The organism is Methylobacterium sp. J-048, assembly GCF_022829515.1.
Taxonomy (GTDB): domain Bacteria; phylum Pseudomonadota; class Alphaproteobacteria; order Rhizobiales; family Beijerinckiaceae; genus Methylobacterium.
Window position 1 is genome coordinate 14,194 of sequence record NZ_JAKSYL010000015.1, and the last position, 12,282, is coordinate 26,475.

A 12,282-nucleotide genomic window follows, 5' to 3' on the forward strand; every position below is an offset into this window, starting at 1 on the left:
ATAGGCGTTCCATTCAAGAAGTCGGCAGTCAAAATTGACGAGGGGAGCCGCAAAAACGGATGGTGGTGCGCGGATGCTCGATTGGGACGACTTGAGGTTTTTCCTAGCCCTCGCCCGGCACGGCACGCTCTCCTCAGCCGCCAAGGTCCTGCAGGTCTCGCAATCAACCGTCGGACGCCGCCTGACCTCTTTGGAGGCGACGCTGGCGGTCCGGCTGCTCAATCGCACTCCGGACGGCTACGTGCCAACCTTGGCGGGTGCCGCCGTCCGTATGAAGGCAGAACGGCTCGAAACGGAGGCCATGGCACTCGAACACGACGTCAGCGGTCGCGATAACCGACTGAGGGGACTAGTTCGCGTCACCTGCGCCGAGACGATGGCGGCGCATGTCCTGGCCCCGAGCTTCGCTCGCCTCCACGCGATGCATCCCGACGTGATGATCGAGCTCATTCCAAATCCACGGGAACTCAGCCTGTCGATGCGGGAGGCCGACGTCTCGGTTCGATTGCGCCAGCCGGAACAATACGACCTCATCCTGCGGCGCATTGGTGGCATCGCGTTCGGACTCTACGCGACGGCCGAATACCTGGGTGACCACGGCCCGACGGATTTCGACGACGGTTGCCCAGGGCACCGCCTCATCACTCAGCTCGACGATACCCAGGAGATGACCCAGTCGGCGTGGCTGACCGAGATGGCCTCGCGGGCGACGGTGGTCCTTCAGACCAGCAGCCACGAGGCCGCCGTCGTCGCGGCGGCCAATGGCGGGGGCCTGGCATGCCTGGCGCGGTTCCGCGCGGATGCGGAGCCCCGATTGATCCGGCTCTCGGTGCCGACCGAACCGCCGAGTGCCGACATCCTGCTCCTCGTCCACAAGGACAACCGCGACACACCGCGGATCCGGGTGGTGCTCACCCACATCACGGAATGCGTCCACATGCTCGCTCCGATACTTCAGCCCAAAGATACGGGTGAACAGGACACCCGGGCCGTGAGCGTTCGGTCCTGATCCCGCCGGCAGCCATGCCTGACAGAGACGTGGCGCAACTGAACGCGCCGGCTTAACCTCGATCAGAGCCGACTAATCGAGAAGCGGCTAGGGCATCGCCATGGCAAAACGGTCCATGACGCTCGACCTGTGCGCTACCCTTGATATCGTCGAGGACGACGTCGCCGCCTTGGTGAACGCCTACATGGCTGATCCAAGCTCTGGCCACATCTCGTTCGCAGAGGGCTATCGGATCGACCCCGCCGCGGCCGTTGCGGACCACCCCTTCGCCAACACGCTGATCGGCCAGCCCTGGGCGAGCCCAGAGCTTCTGCGAGCTGCCGTCCGCGCCGCCATCATGCTCGCGCAACAGGAGCGGGTGTAGCCGTCGCGCCAGGTCAGTTCCGAACAGACGGCGTCTAGCGCCCGCTCAGCCACTGCGACGTGTTTTCTCGAAACGCCGCATCGCCGCTCGCCTCTGACGCTCCCTCCGAGCCGAATGAGCGAGCCGACTGGCGCACGACTATATCATCCCGCATGACCGACCAATCGAACCGGCTCGGCTCCTTTGAGGAGGGAGTAACCCGCAGCTTGTGAGGGTTTGGCTTGAAGATGATCATCTCTCACATGTGGGGAGCCGCAGGCCCGCCCACGATAGGACCCAACGTGGCCCGCAGGTCTGGAACTGTACCCAATCACATGCGCTGCCAGAAACACAATATATGATAGTATGGTATCGCTAAATCGCGTGTCTCTCGGTGCGCTGATCTCGAAGTCTATCCCGCATAATTGCGATACGCCGTCCGGATCTGGGCGAAACGACCGCCGAAGAGCGCGTCATGAGCCATGATCGATACCCTGATCCGCAAGCTCAGCATCGCGGGCGGACTAACCGAGGGCGATCTCAAGACGTTGCGGCGCGCGAGCCTGCATAGCCGACAGGTCCCAGCCCGTCAGGATCTCACCACCCAGGAAGACCGGCCCGAGAACGTGCATCTCGTCCTCTCCGGCTTCGTCTGCCGCTACAAGATCCTGCCAAGGGGTCAGCGCCACATCACAGCCCTCATGGTGCCGGGCGACTTCTGCGACCTGCACGTCGCCATCCTGGATGAGATGGACCATTCGATCGCCACGTTGACCCCATGCACCGTGGTGGAGATCTCGCGTTCCACCATCCGCGACCTGACCGAGAACCATCCCCGCATCGCCCATACCCTCTGGTGGGCGACCCTCGTCGATGAAGCCGTGCTGCGCGAGTGGCTCGTCGGCTTGGCAGGGCGTGAAGCCGCCGAACGGATGGCACACCTGTTTTGTGAACTGCTACTGCGCCTGAGCGTGGTCGGCTTGGCGGAGAAGGACGGGTATGCCCTGCCCTTCACCCAGATCGACCTCGCCGACATGCTCGGTCTGACGCCTGTTCACGTGAACCGCGTGATGAAGCACCTGCGATCCGAAGGCATGATCGTCCTCAAGAAGCGTCGCCTTGAGATCCCGGATGTCGCTCGGCTGAAAGCGTTCTGCGATTTCGTCCCAACCTACCTACATCACACTCCAAGAGCGAAAAAATCTTCGTCCTCACCAACACAAGCCACAAACCTCAGCCTCGGAATGAGGCAGAACCAAACACATCGCTGATCGAATATTTGGGCATCAGCGGCTGAGAGATGCGAATGCTCCCGCCTGAGTGAGGCCGGATATCTCATGCCGCGTTATTTCTTCGACACCGACGACGGCCACTTCCGCCATGAGGACGACGAGGGCTTCGAATTGCCCAGCAACGATGCCGCGCGCATCGAGGCGTTGGATGCCCTCCCGGATATGGCGCGGAACAAGTCCCCGGACCGGGATCGTCGCACCCATTCGGTTCGGGTGCGCGATGAGGACGGGACGGTGGTCTACTCCGCCTCACTCGCCTTGGTCGGTGAGTGGCATATCCCACACGCCATCAGCCCGTGATCGGATCAGGCGGCGAGGGGCGAACAATTTCCAACATAGATCATAGTTTGCCCCTATCCTGTGCGAAGGTGACGTACCGTTCGCCATCGCTTCGGGGCGCGAGCGGCTGTGAGATGAAGCCTGCCATGGCCCTGATCGGAAGCAGAGCTTTTGTTCCAGCTTCAGCAGTCGACGGTTCGTAACCGTCTCCTCGCCACGCTGCCCGCGAACGACTTCGTTGGTCTCTCTCGCGCACTGGAGCGGGTGCCGTTGCGGCTACATGAGACGGTGCTCGACCCGCATCAGCCAATTGCACACGCCTATTTCGTTGAAAGCGGTCTGTGCTCGTACCTGGCCGACACGCACGATGGTCGCATCGAGATCGGCCTCGTCGGTCGTGAAGGTATGGTCGGCACACCGCTGGTACTGGGAACCGACCGCGGGCCGTTCACGGCGCTCATCCAGGGCGAGGGTGAAGCACTGCGCATTCCAGCCGCGGATCTATGCGCGGCGCTCGATGCAAGCCCGGCTCTGCGTGGTCTGCTCGGGCGCTACGTGCAGAGCTTCATCGCGCAGGTCGGGGGCACCGCCTACGCCAATGCCAAATTGACCATCGAGGCGCGGCTGGCCCGTTGGATCCTGATGTATCAGGACCGCATGGACCAGGACGACCTGCCGATCACGCACGAGTTCCTGTCGTTGATGCTGGGGGTGCGACGGCCTGGGGTGACGGCGGCTACGCACATGCTGGAGAGCTCCGGCATGATCTAGGCGCGGCGGGGGCACATCACGGTGCTCGATCGCGAGAAGCTGGAGGGCATGGCTGGTGACACCTATGGTGCCGCGGAAGCCGAGTACGAGCGGCTTATCGCAGACGCATAGAGCCTCCCCCACCTGGGGTAGCCCTCGCTCGGCGCCTGGAAGTCCAGCAACCCTTCCAACATTCGTCCCCCGCCTACCGCAGCAACCATAAGCCCGCGTAGGTGAGCGTAGCTGAGTAGATGGCATGGCCGTCCTCGTCGGTCACCAGCACCGTGTAGACGTGCTGGTCGCCATCCCCTGGGATTTCACTGCGGGCGATGTCAGGCAAGAGGCGCTGGGCTTTCTCGCGGACCATTGAGAGGTCAGCGAGTTCGAACCCCTCCTCGTCTCGTTGGGTACCCTTGTCATCACGGATATCGAAGAAGAAGCGCGGCATGGCTGAATGCGGCGATGTTGATCGGCTTTGCCTATAACTCTCACCATCACACCTTGTTTCCGCACAGGGCGGCAGCCCTTGCTAAGCCCCTGTCACAGGCTGGCCGCCGCCTTCACGATCGAGAGGACGCTGTTGCGCGTGGTCTCATCAAAGATGCTCGTGAACGCCATCACGAGTTCCATCACCTTCGGATTGTCGAAGAACGTCGAGACCGTAGCCCCACCCTCATCGATCCCCGGCTGCCCAGCAAAGGAGGTCTCGACGGGCGCCTTCAGAGCATCGGCGATGTCCTGCAGCCGGCCGGCGCCAATGCAGTTGCGGCCCTTCTCGTACTTCTGCACTTGTTGGTGCAAATGAACGGGGATCGGATCGGGCTTCCTCAGCCCCACAGGGCGCTGAAAGTCCGTTCGAAATCTCCGATCAAGGTCCGGTTACAGAAGCTGTGCAGGATGGGGCCATCGACCCGGCCATCGCGCATCACGATCGACTCGGTCGGCTGATCATACGAGAATGTCAGATGGCGGCCTCCGAGCGTCGTCGAGAGGATGGCGTTGGTGCTGTCACCATCCTGCGTCATCTCAGTCGATCCTGGCTTGCTGCGCCACATGATCCCGCCAAGCAGCGCTAGAGTGACCGCCTTCATCTGCAGGTCTTCGCCTTCGGACTGCGCGATCACGCTAACCGCGTAGCGCCGCACGGCGTCGAGGTCGGTCGTCTCGGATCTCGTGAGAGCGTTTGCCATCGGATCAACCCTGACTGTCTGTGATGTTCTTTCCACCGGTCGAGGTGGCGGAGTAGCCGCCCCAGCCCTCGGTCGAGACCGGCGATGTCCCGCCCCAGCCCTCCTCGCGCCAGATCGCGACGCGCTGTGTCGGGTCGACCGAACCGTGATCGTTCAGGATCCCCAGCACGCGCTCCCGTTCCGCATCGTCGACTGCCAAGTTCAGCATCGCCCCGCCGGCGGTCAGCTTTGCGGAGTAGGCAGCCCATGCCTCCCGGGGCAGCCCGATTTCTACAAGCGCGTGACGAAGCGTGTCGCCGTCAAGATAAAGATCTTTCGTCTCGGCGCGGTCGGCCTCAGGAGGGAGGGGGCCGACGACGAGCCGGATCGCCGCGTCGGGGATGCCGGCCGCGATAAGCGTAGCCATCGCCGCCTGCGCGCCGTTTCGGCTCTCGTACAGCGCATTGATGCCGGAACTCATGGTCGGACTTTCGTTCGGAACTGGGCGGTCTCCGTCAAGCGAGACCGAGCCGTCTCGGTCTCGATCTCTGCCCGTGCGACGGCAATGAACGTGGCGCGCTCAGCCGCGCTCAGGGTGAAACACGCATTCATCGTAGACCCCTCTTCCGAGGAGGGATCTGCCCACAGCCGGTTGCCCGGACCGTTGTCGAGGAAGTTCTGCTGCGCACGTTCGAGCACCGCAGCTTCGAACGGATCGTCGATCGCCGTCTCAGCCGCGCTCAAGGGTTTGCACTGCGCATGGCGGGCTGCGGATATGCCGGGTTTCCCCCGGGCACGCCGCTGCTGTTGGCCGACGACGCGGCGTCTGACTTGCCTGTCTCAGAGCCGGTGATCTGCTTGCGCGATGCCGCCTGGCTCTGGCTGGCATAGTCGGGTGGCGAACTTGCGCCCTGCCAGATCATCAACCCGGCCAGAGACGTGAGCATCAGCCCGACGCTGATGATCAAGACGTAGAGCGCCGGCCTGCCGCGCTTGCCCTGGCGGCTGTCCTGACCGGATATATCGTCTGACACTCATAAACCTCGCTTGCTCAAGAATTATGAGCATGGACGAGAAACACGCGCCTCACCCGAAAAGTTCTTATCCGTGACCTTATGTATCTTCCTAAAAATCGAGCCAATCATTAAACCTATCAAATGATCGATTTTAGATTTTATTTCTCAGATTTGCCTGAAACTATATGACGGCTCGCGGTTGATCAGTGATAACGCTGTTTTATTAGAGCTGTACCATGTCCCTAACGATGTCTGTCGCTCTCGCCCTGACGGCAGCCGGCGGTTCCGTGTCGCTGACAACGGACTCTGGAGCATCGATAGCGGACCAGTTTGCAGGCTCGAATGTCGCGTTCATGGCAGGCATCGGTGCAGTGATCCTTGGTGGATTGGGTGTGCTGCTCGTGACAATCCTGAGTTAATCCACGCCCAGAGGCCTCACGATGTCCAGTCCTGATCCTACCGACCGAGTACACCGACAGGGCGATGCTGGAGGCGGGCTCTCCTTACGGACCATCCGCGACCGTCGGCTCGGAAAACCATCCGCACCTGTCGGAGGGCCTCGACGCTGTGCGTCACCAGGCACGGCGCATGGTGGCGATCGCCGGGGCGCTGGTGGCAGCCGACGAGATACCGCGCCGTAGCCAGCGGGAGTATGTTCAACCCTGACGGTCCGTAAGCTACTCTGCGAGAGAGGGTCTCCTCGTAATCGAGGGCTGATAACTCACGTCCCCTTCAGATGCCGTCGCAGCCAGCGGGTCGCATCTTCCAGAGCTGGGAAGGCAGGGGCTCTCTGCCCTTGCAGCCGACCGAACCCTGCCTCCATGAACCAGCTTCCAGGATTGTCGTGCTCTGGCCCATCGAGGCGGACTAGAACCGCCACGAGCAGGCCGTTGGCGATCACCAACCGGCCTTCGCGATCAGGGCTCGCCGTATCGACGGCGATCGGCTGCAGCACGATCAGCGTCTCGACGTTGCCCTGTTCGGACATCGGCTAGCCCTCCTGGGCGCGACCGGGCCAGCTCAGGGCGCGCCGCTCACCCCAGCGGGTGTTGCGCAGGTGCAGGTAGTTCGGCGTGAATAGGCAGAAGGCCTTCAACCGCTCGACGTCGAGGATGGTCAACACCCGGTACTTGAGATGGATCAGGCCGAGCGCGCGCAGCTCCTGCAGCGTCCGGTTCACGTGCACGTCGGACAGGCCCATCGTGTCGGCGATCTCCGTTTGGGTGAGCGGGAACGCGTAGCTGTTGTCGGTGACACGCCCGACCGCTTCCAAGCGCATCAGGAGTTCGCACAGGAGGTGGGCGATGCGCTGGGCCGGAGGGCGCCCTCCCATGTTCACCAGCCATTCCCGCAGGACAGCGCCGTCGACCAGGGAGCACCACCAGAAGGCGCGCGCGATGCTCGGATGGTGCACCGTGATCTCGTCGATGGCCTGCCGGGGGATGTCCACGACCTGACAGGTCGAGATGGTGCTGATGCTGTGGTCCATCTCGTCGAGGATGAAGACGTTGAGGTCGCAGAAGTCGCCCGGTACGAGGAGGGCCATGATCTGGCGCTGGCCGTCCGGGAGCACCTTGTAGCGGCAGGCGAAGCCATCCAGGATTAGCAGGACGTTGTCCGGCTTGTCGCCTTCTTGGATTAGATCCTGGCGTGCGTCGACTTGCCGGACCTTCAGCACCAGGCCGTTCAGGGCCCAGCGCGCCTGGTCCGACAAGGGTTCGAAGCTCTCAAGCTTCCGCGTCAGCGCCTGCTGCATCGGACTGGCCTCATGATTGAGAGAACCCGCTGATCGTCCGAGAGGCGCTCCTCGAAGGAACGCCGAGCCGAGCGGCACTGATCCTGAGAGGGCATCACAGGTACGATTTCGGACGCTCGCGCCCTGCCTGGAAATAGATGAACTGCGCCAGGAAACGCCCCGCCACCCGGACCAGGCGACGGGGCTTGAGTGCGCTCGGGTCGGAAAGAGCCGTCTGGGCGATGAAGGGGCAAGGAACGCTCGCGCGGCCAACTGCGCTCACATCATCGCGGCAACAGCCGGATACCCAATGCCAGCGGATTAAAGAATCGATTCGATCAAAAGATGGAATTTGGTGAGGTTGGCCCTTGATCTCTGCCGGGTCGTAATCGTCTTAGAAATCCATCTTATGACCAAACATATAGGTAACTTCGTTCTATGGTGGAGCCTATCATCAGTTGGTCAGACACAGGTTCTGATGGCTGGGAGAGCCGCGGGCTTCCACCTGCAATATGAGGTGGAGCAATATGAGTTCAGCTCCCGATCTCCACGCTATGAACTGGCTCATCCGCAAACTGGAAAGCATCGCCAGCCTATCGGAGGTAGAGCGCCAGGCCATCGAGAGCCTGCCGGTCAGGATCCACAAGCTCAACGTCCGGCAGGACATCGTGCGCGACGGCGACAAGCCCTCGCATTGCTGCTTGATCATCGATGGCTGGGCCTGTCGGTACAAGCTCCTCAGCCAGGGCAAGCGGCAGATCCTATCGTTCCACATCCCCGGCGACATCCTGGATCTCCAGAGCCTGCACGTCCCCACCATGGATTACAGCCTCGGCACGCTGACCAAAGCCACCGTGGCCTTCATTCCACACGAAAGCCTGCGGAAGCTGACGGCCCGCCACCCCGGCATCGCGGCGATCCTCTGGCGCGATACCTTGATCGACGCGGGGATCTTCCGCGAGTGGTTGGTGAGCATGGGACGGCGCTCGGCCTTCGAGCACGTCGCCCACCTATTCTGCGAGCTGTATCTGAAGCTGCAGGCGGTAGGGCTGGCCGGGAACTACCGTTGCTCGCTGCCGGTCACCCAGGCGGATCTCGCCGATGCGCTGGGGCTCACGCCTGTGCACATCAATCGCGTGCTCCAGGAGATGCGTGGCAAGACCCTGATCACGCTTCGAAGCAGCACGCTGGTGATCGAGGCCTGGAATGAACTTCTGCGTGTCTCCGAGTTTGACCCGACATACCTGCATCTGGAGAAGCGAGCCACCGGATGACCCTTCGCCTACAGCCGGTGCAGGTCGCCACCGGCAGTTACGATGTCGACGGGCAGTTGGTCTTCACCAACGGCTTCTTGGCCGCAGTCCTGGTGAAGCTTTCAGGCTATCACGATGACATGGCCGGGATGTGGTTCCTGGAAGCGGGCTTCGGATGGGTCGATACACCGACCCGGCCCACTTTCGCCGACCTCGATGCCGCGCAGGCCTGGATCGAGCAGCAATTAGCTCAAGCGGCTTGAGCCGCAGCTTCAGAACTGCCGTTGTTGTTCGATGAGCTCCCGCTGTTCCAGTGCGCTCAGCTGGTACTGACCGGGGCATATCCTGACGCTATCTTATCTCGTTCAGGAGGGCGTTGGACTCTGACAGAGTCGCACGGATCAGGGCCCGCCGCTGCTACATGATGTCCGGTGTCGGTGGAACCCGGCGAGAAGGCTGGAGCATCCATTGACATCAACCTGCGATAGTATGCAGAACCTACATATGTTGAAAAATTTACCTCAAGGCGCGGCCACCTTCTGTGGTCGCGGCCTCGCGTTCGTCCATGGCACCCACATCGTGATGAAGGTCTGCCCGGAGTGTTCTCAGTGGAATGCTCCAGCGGCGGCCGACAGAGGCGTTTGCGCCTGGTGTGCCTACGTCCCATCATGTGAGGACGTAGAGCCTGCTGTAGTGTTCGACGCCGCGGCGTAGCCCCACTTCGTGGACACGGACCATCATCGTTGCCCCTCAGACCTCGACGCAGCACCATGGGGCGCCCTGACGAGGGGCACCCATCGGCCCGGCCTGCATCTCTCCCCCGAATGTGGGTCGGGCCGGTGGGTCTCATTTACTGGCGCTGAATGGCATGCGCGCCGAGGCACGATACCGGAACCGAGCTTGGCGTTGCAGGTTTATCGGCGGCACGCGGTTATAACGTGCTCCCGGCCAACGAAAAGGGCTGCTTTCCGATCGGGGAAGGCAGCCCGTTTCATGTCTGAGAAGCGATCAGGTCCGCGTGCGCCCCGCTAGGGTACGACCGATCGCGAACAGCATCATGTCGGAGAGCCGCTGAAGCTTCCGATCGCCGACCAGACCGATCGCCGCGTGCGCGGCAATGCAGCGATCGGCGGCCACGATCAAAGGATCGGTCTCATGCATCTCGATTGGACGGTCGGGCAGGAAAGAGCCGCGATGGGTGTCCGTGGTGTCGATGTAAGCGCCACGGCCATGCATCACCCCGGTCTCGTCAGGCGCCAGGGTGCCGCGGTTGAGCACCCACCGGACCTCACCTGTCCCGGTCAAGACACGGAACTCGGCAGAGAAAGACCCTCCTGTTTCACGCACCCGTCGGATGCGATCGAATACCCAGCCGCGATCGTCCGGATGCATGCGGCGCAGAGCAATGTCCAAGGGCATGGGTTGACCCGCGAGACCTCCGTCTCCGGCAAGCAAATCTGCGGCACCTTCGTCAAGAACGGATCGGCCTGCCGGCACATCTGTATCCCAGGTACCAACAAGGCCGGCCGCCTGGAGGGCAGGATTGATAATCAACATCGATGCATCGCACCTCAGGTCGAAGATTGATACTTCTGGAAAGGTCAGATCTCAGAGCCGTTGCTACAAAATGTATTGCCACATCCGCCACTCAAACCCAGTATCGCGGCTTTGACGGCGAAAATTTCGTCAAAGCATTATGATGATTAAGATATCAGCGATTATACCCTTCCCATTGGCGCGTAGGAGGTTAGGACGGTGGTATGGCAGATGATCGCACTCGCGCTGCGCTCCACCAAATCGCGGAGATCCTCAGCGTTCCGGTGAGCGTGCTCCATAGTCCGGGCCAGTCGTCTTCGCTCACGCCCTCAGCGCGGGAGATACCGGAGACGCTTGAGCTACTTGAGGCGTTCACCCGGGTCACCGATCCGAAGATGCGCCACGCCTGCATCGAGTTCGTGCGCAAGGCAGGATCGGCCTGACAGGCAGAAATAATAATTTGGCATTCGCATTGCGTAACCCCAACTCAATTGATTAATTACCAGCCAGATATGCGTATATTCCGCCATGGACGATAATCCAGGTTATGGCATCACGGCTCAACGAAGAGTAAATTTGAAATCATCGCTGATCGAACATTAGGCATCAGCGGCTGAGAGATGCGCGTGCTCCCGCCTGAGCGAGGCCGGATATCTTATGCCGCATTATTGCTTCGACACCGACGACGGCCACTTGCGCCATGAGGACGATGAGGGCTTCGAATTGCCCAGCATCGAGGCCGCTTGTATCGAGGCATTGGATGCCCTCCCCGATATGCCGCGCAACAAGCTCCCGGACCAGGATCGTCGCACCTATTCGGTTCGCGTGCGCGATGAAGACGGGAGGGTGATCTACTCCGCCTCGCTCGACTTATTCGGCGAGTGGCATATCCCACACGCCGTCAGCCCGTGATTAGATTGTGCGGCGGGGCCAAGCCCGCATAGCCGATCGTCATCGCGCCGCTGGCGTACCTCTAATGACGGGGCGAGAACTGAAACTTGATCATCTCGCCCCTCGTAGAGGGCAGATGGCTCGTAAGCATCGGCTCCCGGTGTCGCACCTTACCTCTCGATCCAACCGTGTGAGCGTAGTGCCGTGCACCACCCATGCGGAATGCTTCCGGTGGGTCATTACCTCAGCTGATGGCCAGCGATCGGAGCAATCGTCCTACTCCTATGCGACGGCGGCTGGAGCTTGGGTGGTCGGCAATATGCGCCGGCGTGAGATCGACACGAAGGTGTGACCACCTTCCAAATTCCTCCCCACGCCACCAAGGCCTCCGCCTCCGGCTGCGCCAGGGCATAAACATAACTGAAAATGGCAGAAATCACTCCGGCCAAGGTCGAGAACGCCAGCGACGTGCGTGGCGCCACACTGAACGCACGTCATACCTATAATGTAAGTTATAATTTTGCGGCAAGAATGCATCAAATGATCCTTCAGTCCGTTCACCGTTAAAACTGAATTATCGCTTGAAACTAATTTCGATCACGGTTCGTAGAAGTTCGATTTGCCAAATTTTGCTCGAACGTGTATTTGAAAAAGTCAATTGCATTTAGGAACCTAGGTGAGATACCTGGGCTTCTCTGTAGGTTCGGGCGGGAGATCCGCTCTATCTGGGAGATTTCAGATGAAGAAGATGACGGTTGCGCTTACCGCCGTGTTATTTGGCGGCTTTGCCCTCGTTTCCGGATCCGCATCGGCCACCCCGATGTCCGCCAACGGCCTCCGGTCCGATACCAGCATCACGCAGGTGCGGATGATGCACGGCGACCGGATGATGATGAAGAAGCGGATGATGCGGAAGCGGATGATGAAGCGCCGCATGATGAACCGCATGTGAGGCGGTCACCGCGACCTCGGAAGGGCCTCCTTGGCCCTTCCACCGCGACCCGCTGCT

Annotated in this window: 19 protein-coding genes; 10 read left to right on the plus strand and 9 right to left on the minus strand. The window is 61.2% G+C overall.

The window, feature by feature from the left end:
* The first annotated feature begins 73 nt into the window (after window positions 1-73).
* From MKL09_RS00330 to MKL09_RS00350, 5 genes are all read left to right on the plus strand, one after another.
* Complete coding sequence (locus MKL09_RS00330; protein ID WP_244016914.1) at window positions 74-1,009, plus strand: LysR family transcriptional regulator; 936 nt, start codon at window positions 74-76, stop codon at window positions 1,007-1,009.
* Window positions 1,010-1,124: 115 nt separating this feature from the next.
* Window positions 1,125-1,373, plus strand: a complete 249-nt coding sequence (locus MKL09_RS00335; RefSeq protein ID WP_244016916.1) for a hypothetical protein — start codon at window positions 1,125-1,127, stop codon at window positions 1,371-1,373.
* 461 nt (window positions 1,374-1,834) lie between these two features.
* Window positions 1,835-2,623, plus strand: coding sequence for a Crp/Fnr family transcriptional regulator (locus MKL09_RS00340; protein WP_244016918.1), 789 nt, complete (start codon window positions 1,835-1,837; stop codon window positions 2,621-2,623).
* A gap of 66 nt (window positions 2,624-2,689) precedes the next feature.
* Complete coding sequence (locus tag MKL09_RS00345; protein ID WP_244016920.1) at window positions 2,690-2,944, plus strand: DUF6894 family protein; 255 nt, start codon at window positions 2,690-2,692, stop codon at window positions 2,942-2,944.
* A gap of 150 nt (window positions 2,945-3,094) precedes the next feature.
* Entirely contained in the window at window positions 3,095-3,694 is a 600-nt protein-coding gene (locus tag MKL09_RS00350; RefSeq protein WP_313901161.1) for a Crp/Fnr family transcriptional regulator, read from the plus strand.
* A gap of 184 nt (window positions 3,695-3,878) precedes the next feature.
* Here the strand turns inward: MKL09_RS00350 and MKL09_RS00355 are convergent, their stop codons facing one another.
* The 8 genes from MKL09_RS00355 to MKL09_RS00390 form a co-directional block, all read right to left on the minus strand.
* A complete protein-coding gene (locus MKL09_RS00355) occupies window positions 3,879-4,121 on the minus strand; it encodes a DUF6894 family protein (RefSeq protein ID WP_244016922.1) in 243 nt (80 codons plus the stop codon).
* A gap of 92 nt (window positions 4,122-4,213) precedes the next feature.
* On the minus strand, window positions 4,214-4,462 hold the full coding sequence (locus MKL09_RS00360) for a hypothetical protein (RefSeq protein WP_244016924.1): 249 nt from the start codon (window positions 4,460-4,462) through the stop codon (window positions 4,214-4,216).
* Between the two features lie 38 nt (window positions 4,463-4,500).
* The gene (locus MKL09_RS00365; RefSeq protein ID WP_244016926.1) at window positions 4,501-4,863 is read right to left on the minus strand and encodes a hypothetical protein; all 363 of its coding nucleotides are present in this window, start codon (window positions 4,861-4,863) and stop codon (window positions 4,501-4,503) included.
* A 4-nt stretch (window positions 4,864-4,867) separates the two neighbouring features.
* On the minus strand, window positions 4,868-5,323 hold the full coding sequence (locus MKL09_RS00370) for a hypothetical protein (protein ID WP_244016928.1): 456 nt from the start codon (window positions 5,321-5,323) through the stop codon (window positions 4,868-4,870).
* A complete protein-coding gene (locus MKL09_RS00375; protein WP_244016930.1) occupies window positions 5,320-5,586 on the minus strand; it encodes a hypothetical protein in 267 nt (88 codons plus the stop codon). Before MKL09_RS00375 ends, MKL09_RS00370 begins: the two co-directional genes overlap by 4 nt.
* Window positions 5,583-5,876, minus strand: a complete 294-nt coding sequence (locus MKL09_RS00380) for a hypothetical protein (RefSeq protein WP_244016932.1) — start codon at window positions 5,874-5,876, stop codon at window positions 5,583-5,585. Before MKL09_RS00380 ends, MKL09_RS00375 begins: the two co-directional genes overlap by 4 nt.
* 703 nt (window positions 5,877-6,579) lie before the next feature.
* Entirely contained in the window at window positions 6,580-6,846 is a 267-nt protein-coding gene (locus MKL09_RS00385; protein WP_244016933.1) for a hypothetical protein, read from the minus strand.
* A 3-nt stretch (window positions 6,847-6,849) separates the two neighbouring features.
* Window positions 6,850-7,614 (minus strand): Crp/Fnr family transcriptional regulator, encoded by a 765-nt coding sequence (locus tag MKL09_RS00390; RefSeq protein ID WP_244016935.1) that lies wholly within the window; start codon window positions 7,612-7,614, stop codon window positions 6,850-6,852.
* Between the two features lie 533 nt (window positions 7,615-8,147).
* On the opposite strand from MKL09_RS00390, the gene MKL09_RS00395 reads away from it, so the two are divergent.
* Window positions 8,148-8,867, plus strand: a complete 720-nt coding sequence (locus MKL09_RS00395; protein ID WP_409566880.1) for a Crp/Fnr family transcriptional regulator — start codon at window positions 8,148-8,150, stop codon at window positions 8,865-8,867.
* Window positions 8,864-9,109 (plus strand): hypothetical protein, encoded by a 246-nt coding sequence (locus MKL09_RS00400; protein ID WP_244016939.1) that lies wholly within the window; start codon window positions 8,864-8,866, stop codon window positions 9,107-9,109. Before MKL09_RS00395 ends, MKL09_RS00400 begins: the two co-directional genes overlap by 4 nt.
* A gap of 745 nt (window positions 9,110-9,854) precedes the next feature.
* Here MKL09_RS00400 and MKL09_RS00410 read toward each other — a convergent pair.
* Entirely contained in the window at window positions 9,855-10,403 is a 549-nt protein-coding gene (locus MKL09_RS00410) for a PAS domain-containing protein (protein WP_244016941.1), read from the minus strand.
* 203 nt (window positions 10,404-10,606) lie between these two features.
* Here MKL09_RS00410 and MKL09_RS00415 point away from each other — a divergent pair, with 203 nt between their 5' ends.
* The 3 genes from MKL09_RS00415 (at window position 10,607) to MKL09_RS00425 (ending at window position 12,225) form a co-directional block, all read left to right on the plus strand.
* Complete coding sequence (locus tag MKL09_RS00415; protein ID WP_244016943.1) at window positions 10,607-10,825, plus strand: hypothetical protein; 219 nt, start codon at window positions 10,607-10,609, stop codon at window positions 10,823-10,825.
* A 214-nt stretch (window positions 10,826-11,039) separates the two neighbouring features.
* On the plus strand, window positions 11,040-11,294 hold the full coding sequence (locus MKL09_RS00420; RefSeq protein WP_244016945.1) for a DUF6894 family protein: 255 nt from the start codon (window positions 11,040-11,042) through the stop codon (window positions 11,292-11,294).
* A gap of 718 nt (window positions 11,295-12,012) precedes the next feature.
* Window positions 12,013-12,225 carry a hypothetical protein gene (locus MKL09_RS00425; protein WP_244016947.1) on the plus strand — a complete coding sequence of 71 codons (213 nt, stop codon included), beginning with the start codon at window positions 12,013-12,015 and terminating at the stop codon, window positions 12,223-12,225.
* The last annotated feature ends 57 nt before the right edge of the window (window positions 12,226-12,282 follow it).

Coding starts and splice junctions, on each gene's coding strand:
- MKL09_RS00340 (WP_244016918.1), top strand. CDS start 1,835: ATGATCGATACCCTGATCCGCAAGCTCAGCATCGCGGGCGGACTAACC.
- MKL09_RS00355 (WP_244016922.1), bottom strand. CDS start 4,121: ATGCCGCGCTTCTTCTTCGATATCCGTGATGACAAGGGTACCCAACGA.
- MKL09_RS00425 (WP_244016947.1), top strand. CDS start 12,013: ATGAAGAAGATGACGGTTGCGCTTACCGCCGTGTTATTTGGCGGCTTT.
- MKL09_RS00385 (WP_244016933.1), bottom strand. CDS start 6,846: ATGTCCGAACAGGGCAACGTCGAGACGCTGATCGTGCTGCAGCCGATC.
- MKL09_RS00400 (WP_244016939.1), top strand. CDS start 8,864: ATGACCCTTCGCCTACAGCCGGTGCAGGTCGCCACCGGCAGTTACGAT.
- MKL09_RS00335 (WP_244016916.1), top strand. CDS start 1,125: ATGACGCTCGACCTGTGCGCTACCCTTGATATCGTCGAGGACGACGTC.
- MKL09_RS00395 (WP_409566880.1), top strand. CDS start 8,148: ATGAACTGGCTCATCCGCAAACTGGAAAGCATCGCCAGCCTATCGGAG.
- MKL09_RS00390 (WP_244016935.1), bottom strand. CDS start 7,614: ATGCAGCAGGCGCTGACGCGGAAGCTTGAGAGCTTCGAACCCTTGTCG.
- MKL09_RS00345 (WP_244016920.1), top strand. CDS start 2,690: ATGCCGCGTTATTTCTTCGACACCGACGACGGCCACTTCCGCCATGAG.
- MKL09_RS00410 (WP_244016941.1), bottom strand. CDS start 10,403: ATGTTGATTATCAATCCTGCCCTCCAGGCGGCCGGCCTTGTTGGTACC.
- MKL09_RS00415 (WP_244016943.1), top strand. CDS start 10,607: ATGGCAGATGATCGCACTCGCGCTGCGCTCCACCAAATCGCGGAGATC.
- MKL09_RS00420 (WP_244016945.1), top strand. CDS start 11,040: ATGCCGCATTATTGCTTCGACACCGACGACGGCCACTTGCGCCATGAG.
- MKL09_RS00370 (WP_244016928.1), bottom strand. CDS start 5,323: ATGAGTTCCGGCATCAATGCGCTGTACGAGAGCCGAAACGGCGCGCAG.
- MKL09_RS00330 (WP_244016914.1), top strand. CDS start 74: ATGCTCGATTGGGACGACTTGAGGTTTTTCCTAGCCCTCGCCCGGCAC.
- MKL09_RS00365 (WP_244016926.1), bottom strand. CDS start 4,863: ATGGCAAACGCTCTCACGAGATCCGAGACGACCGACCTCGACGCCGTG.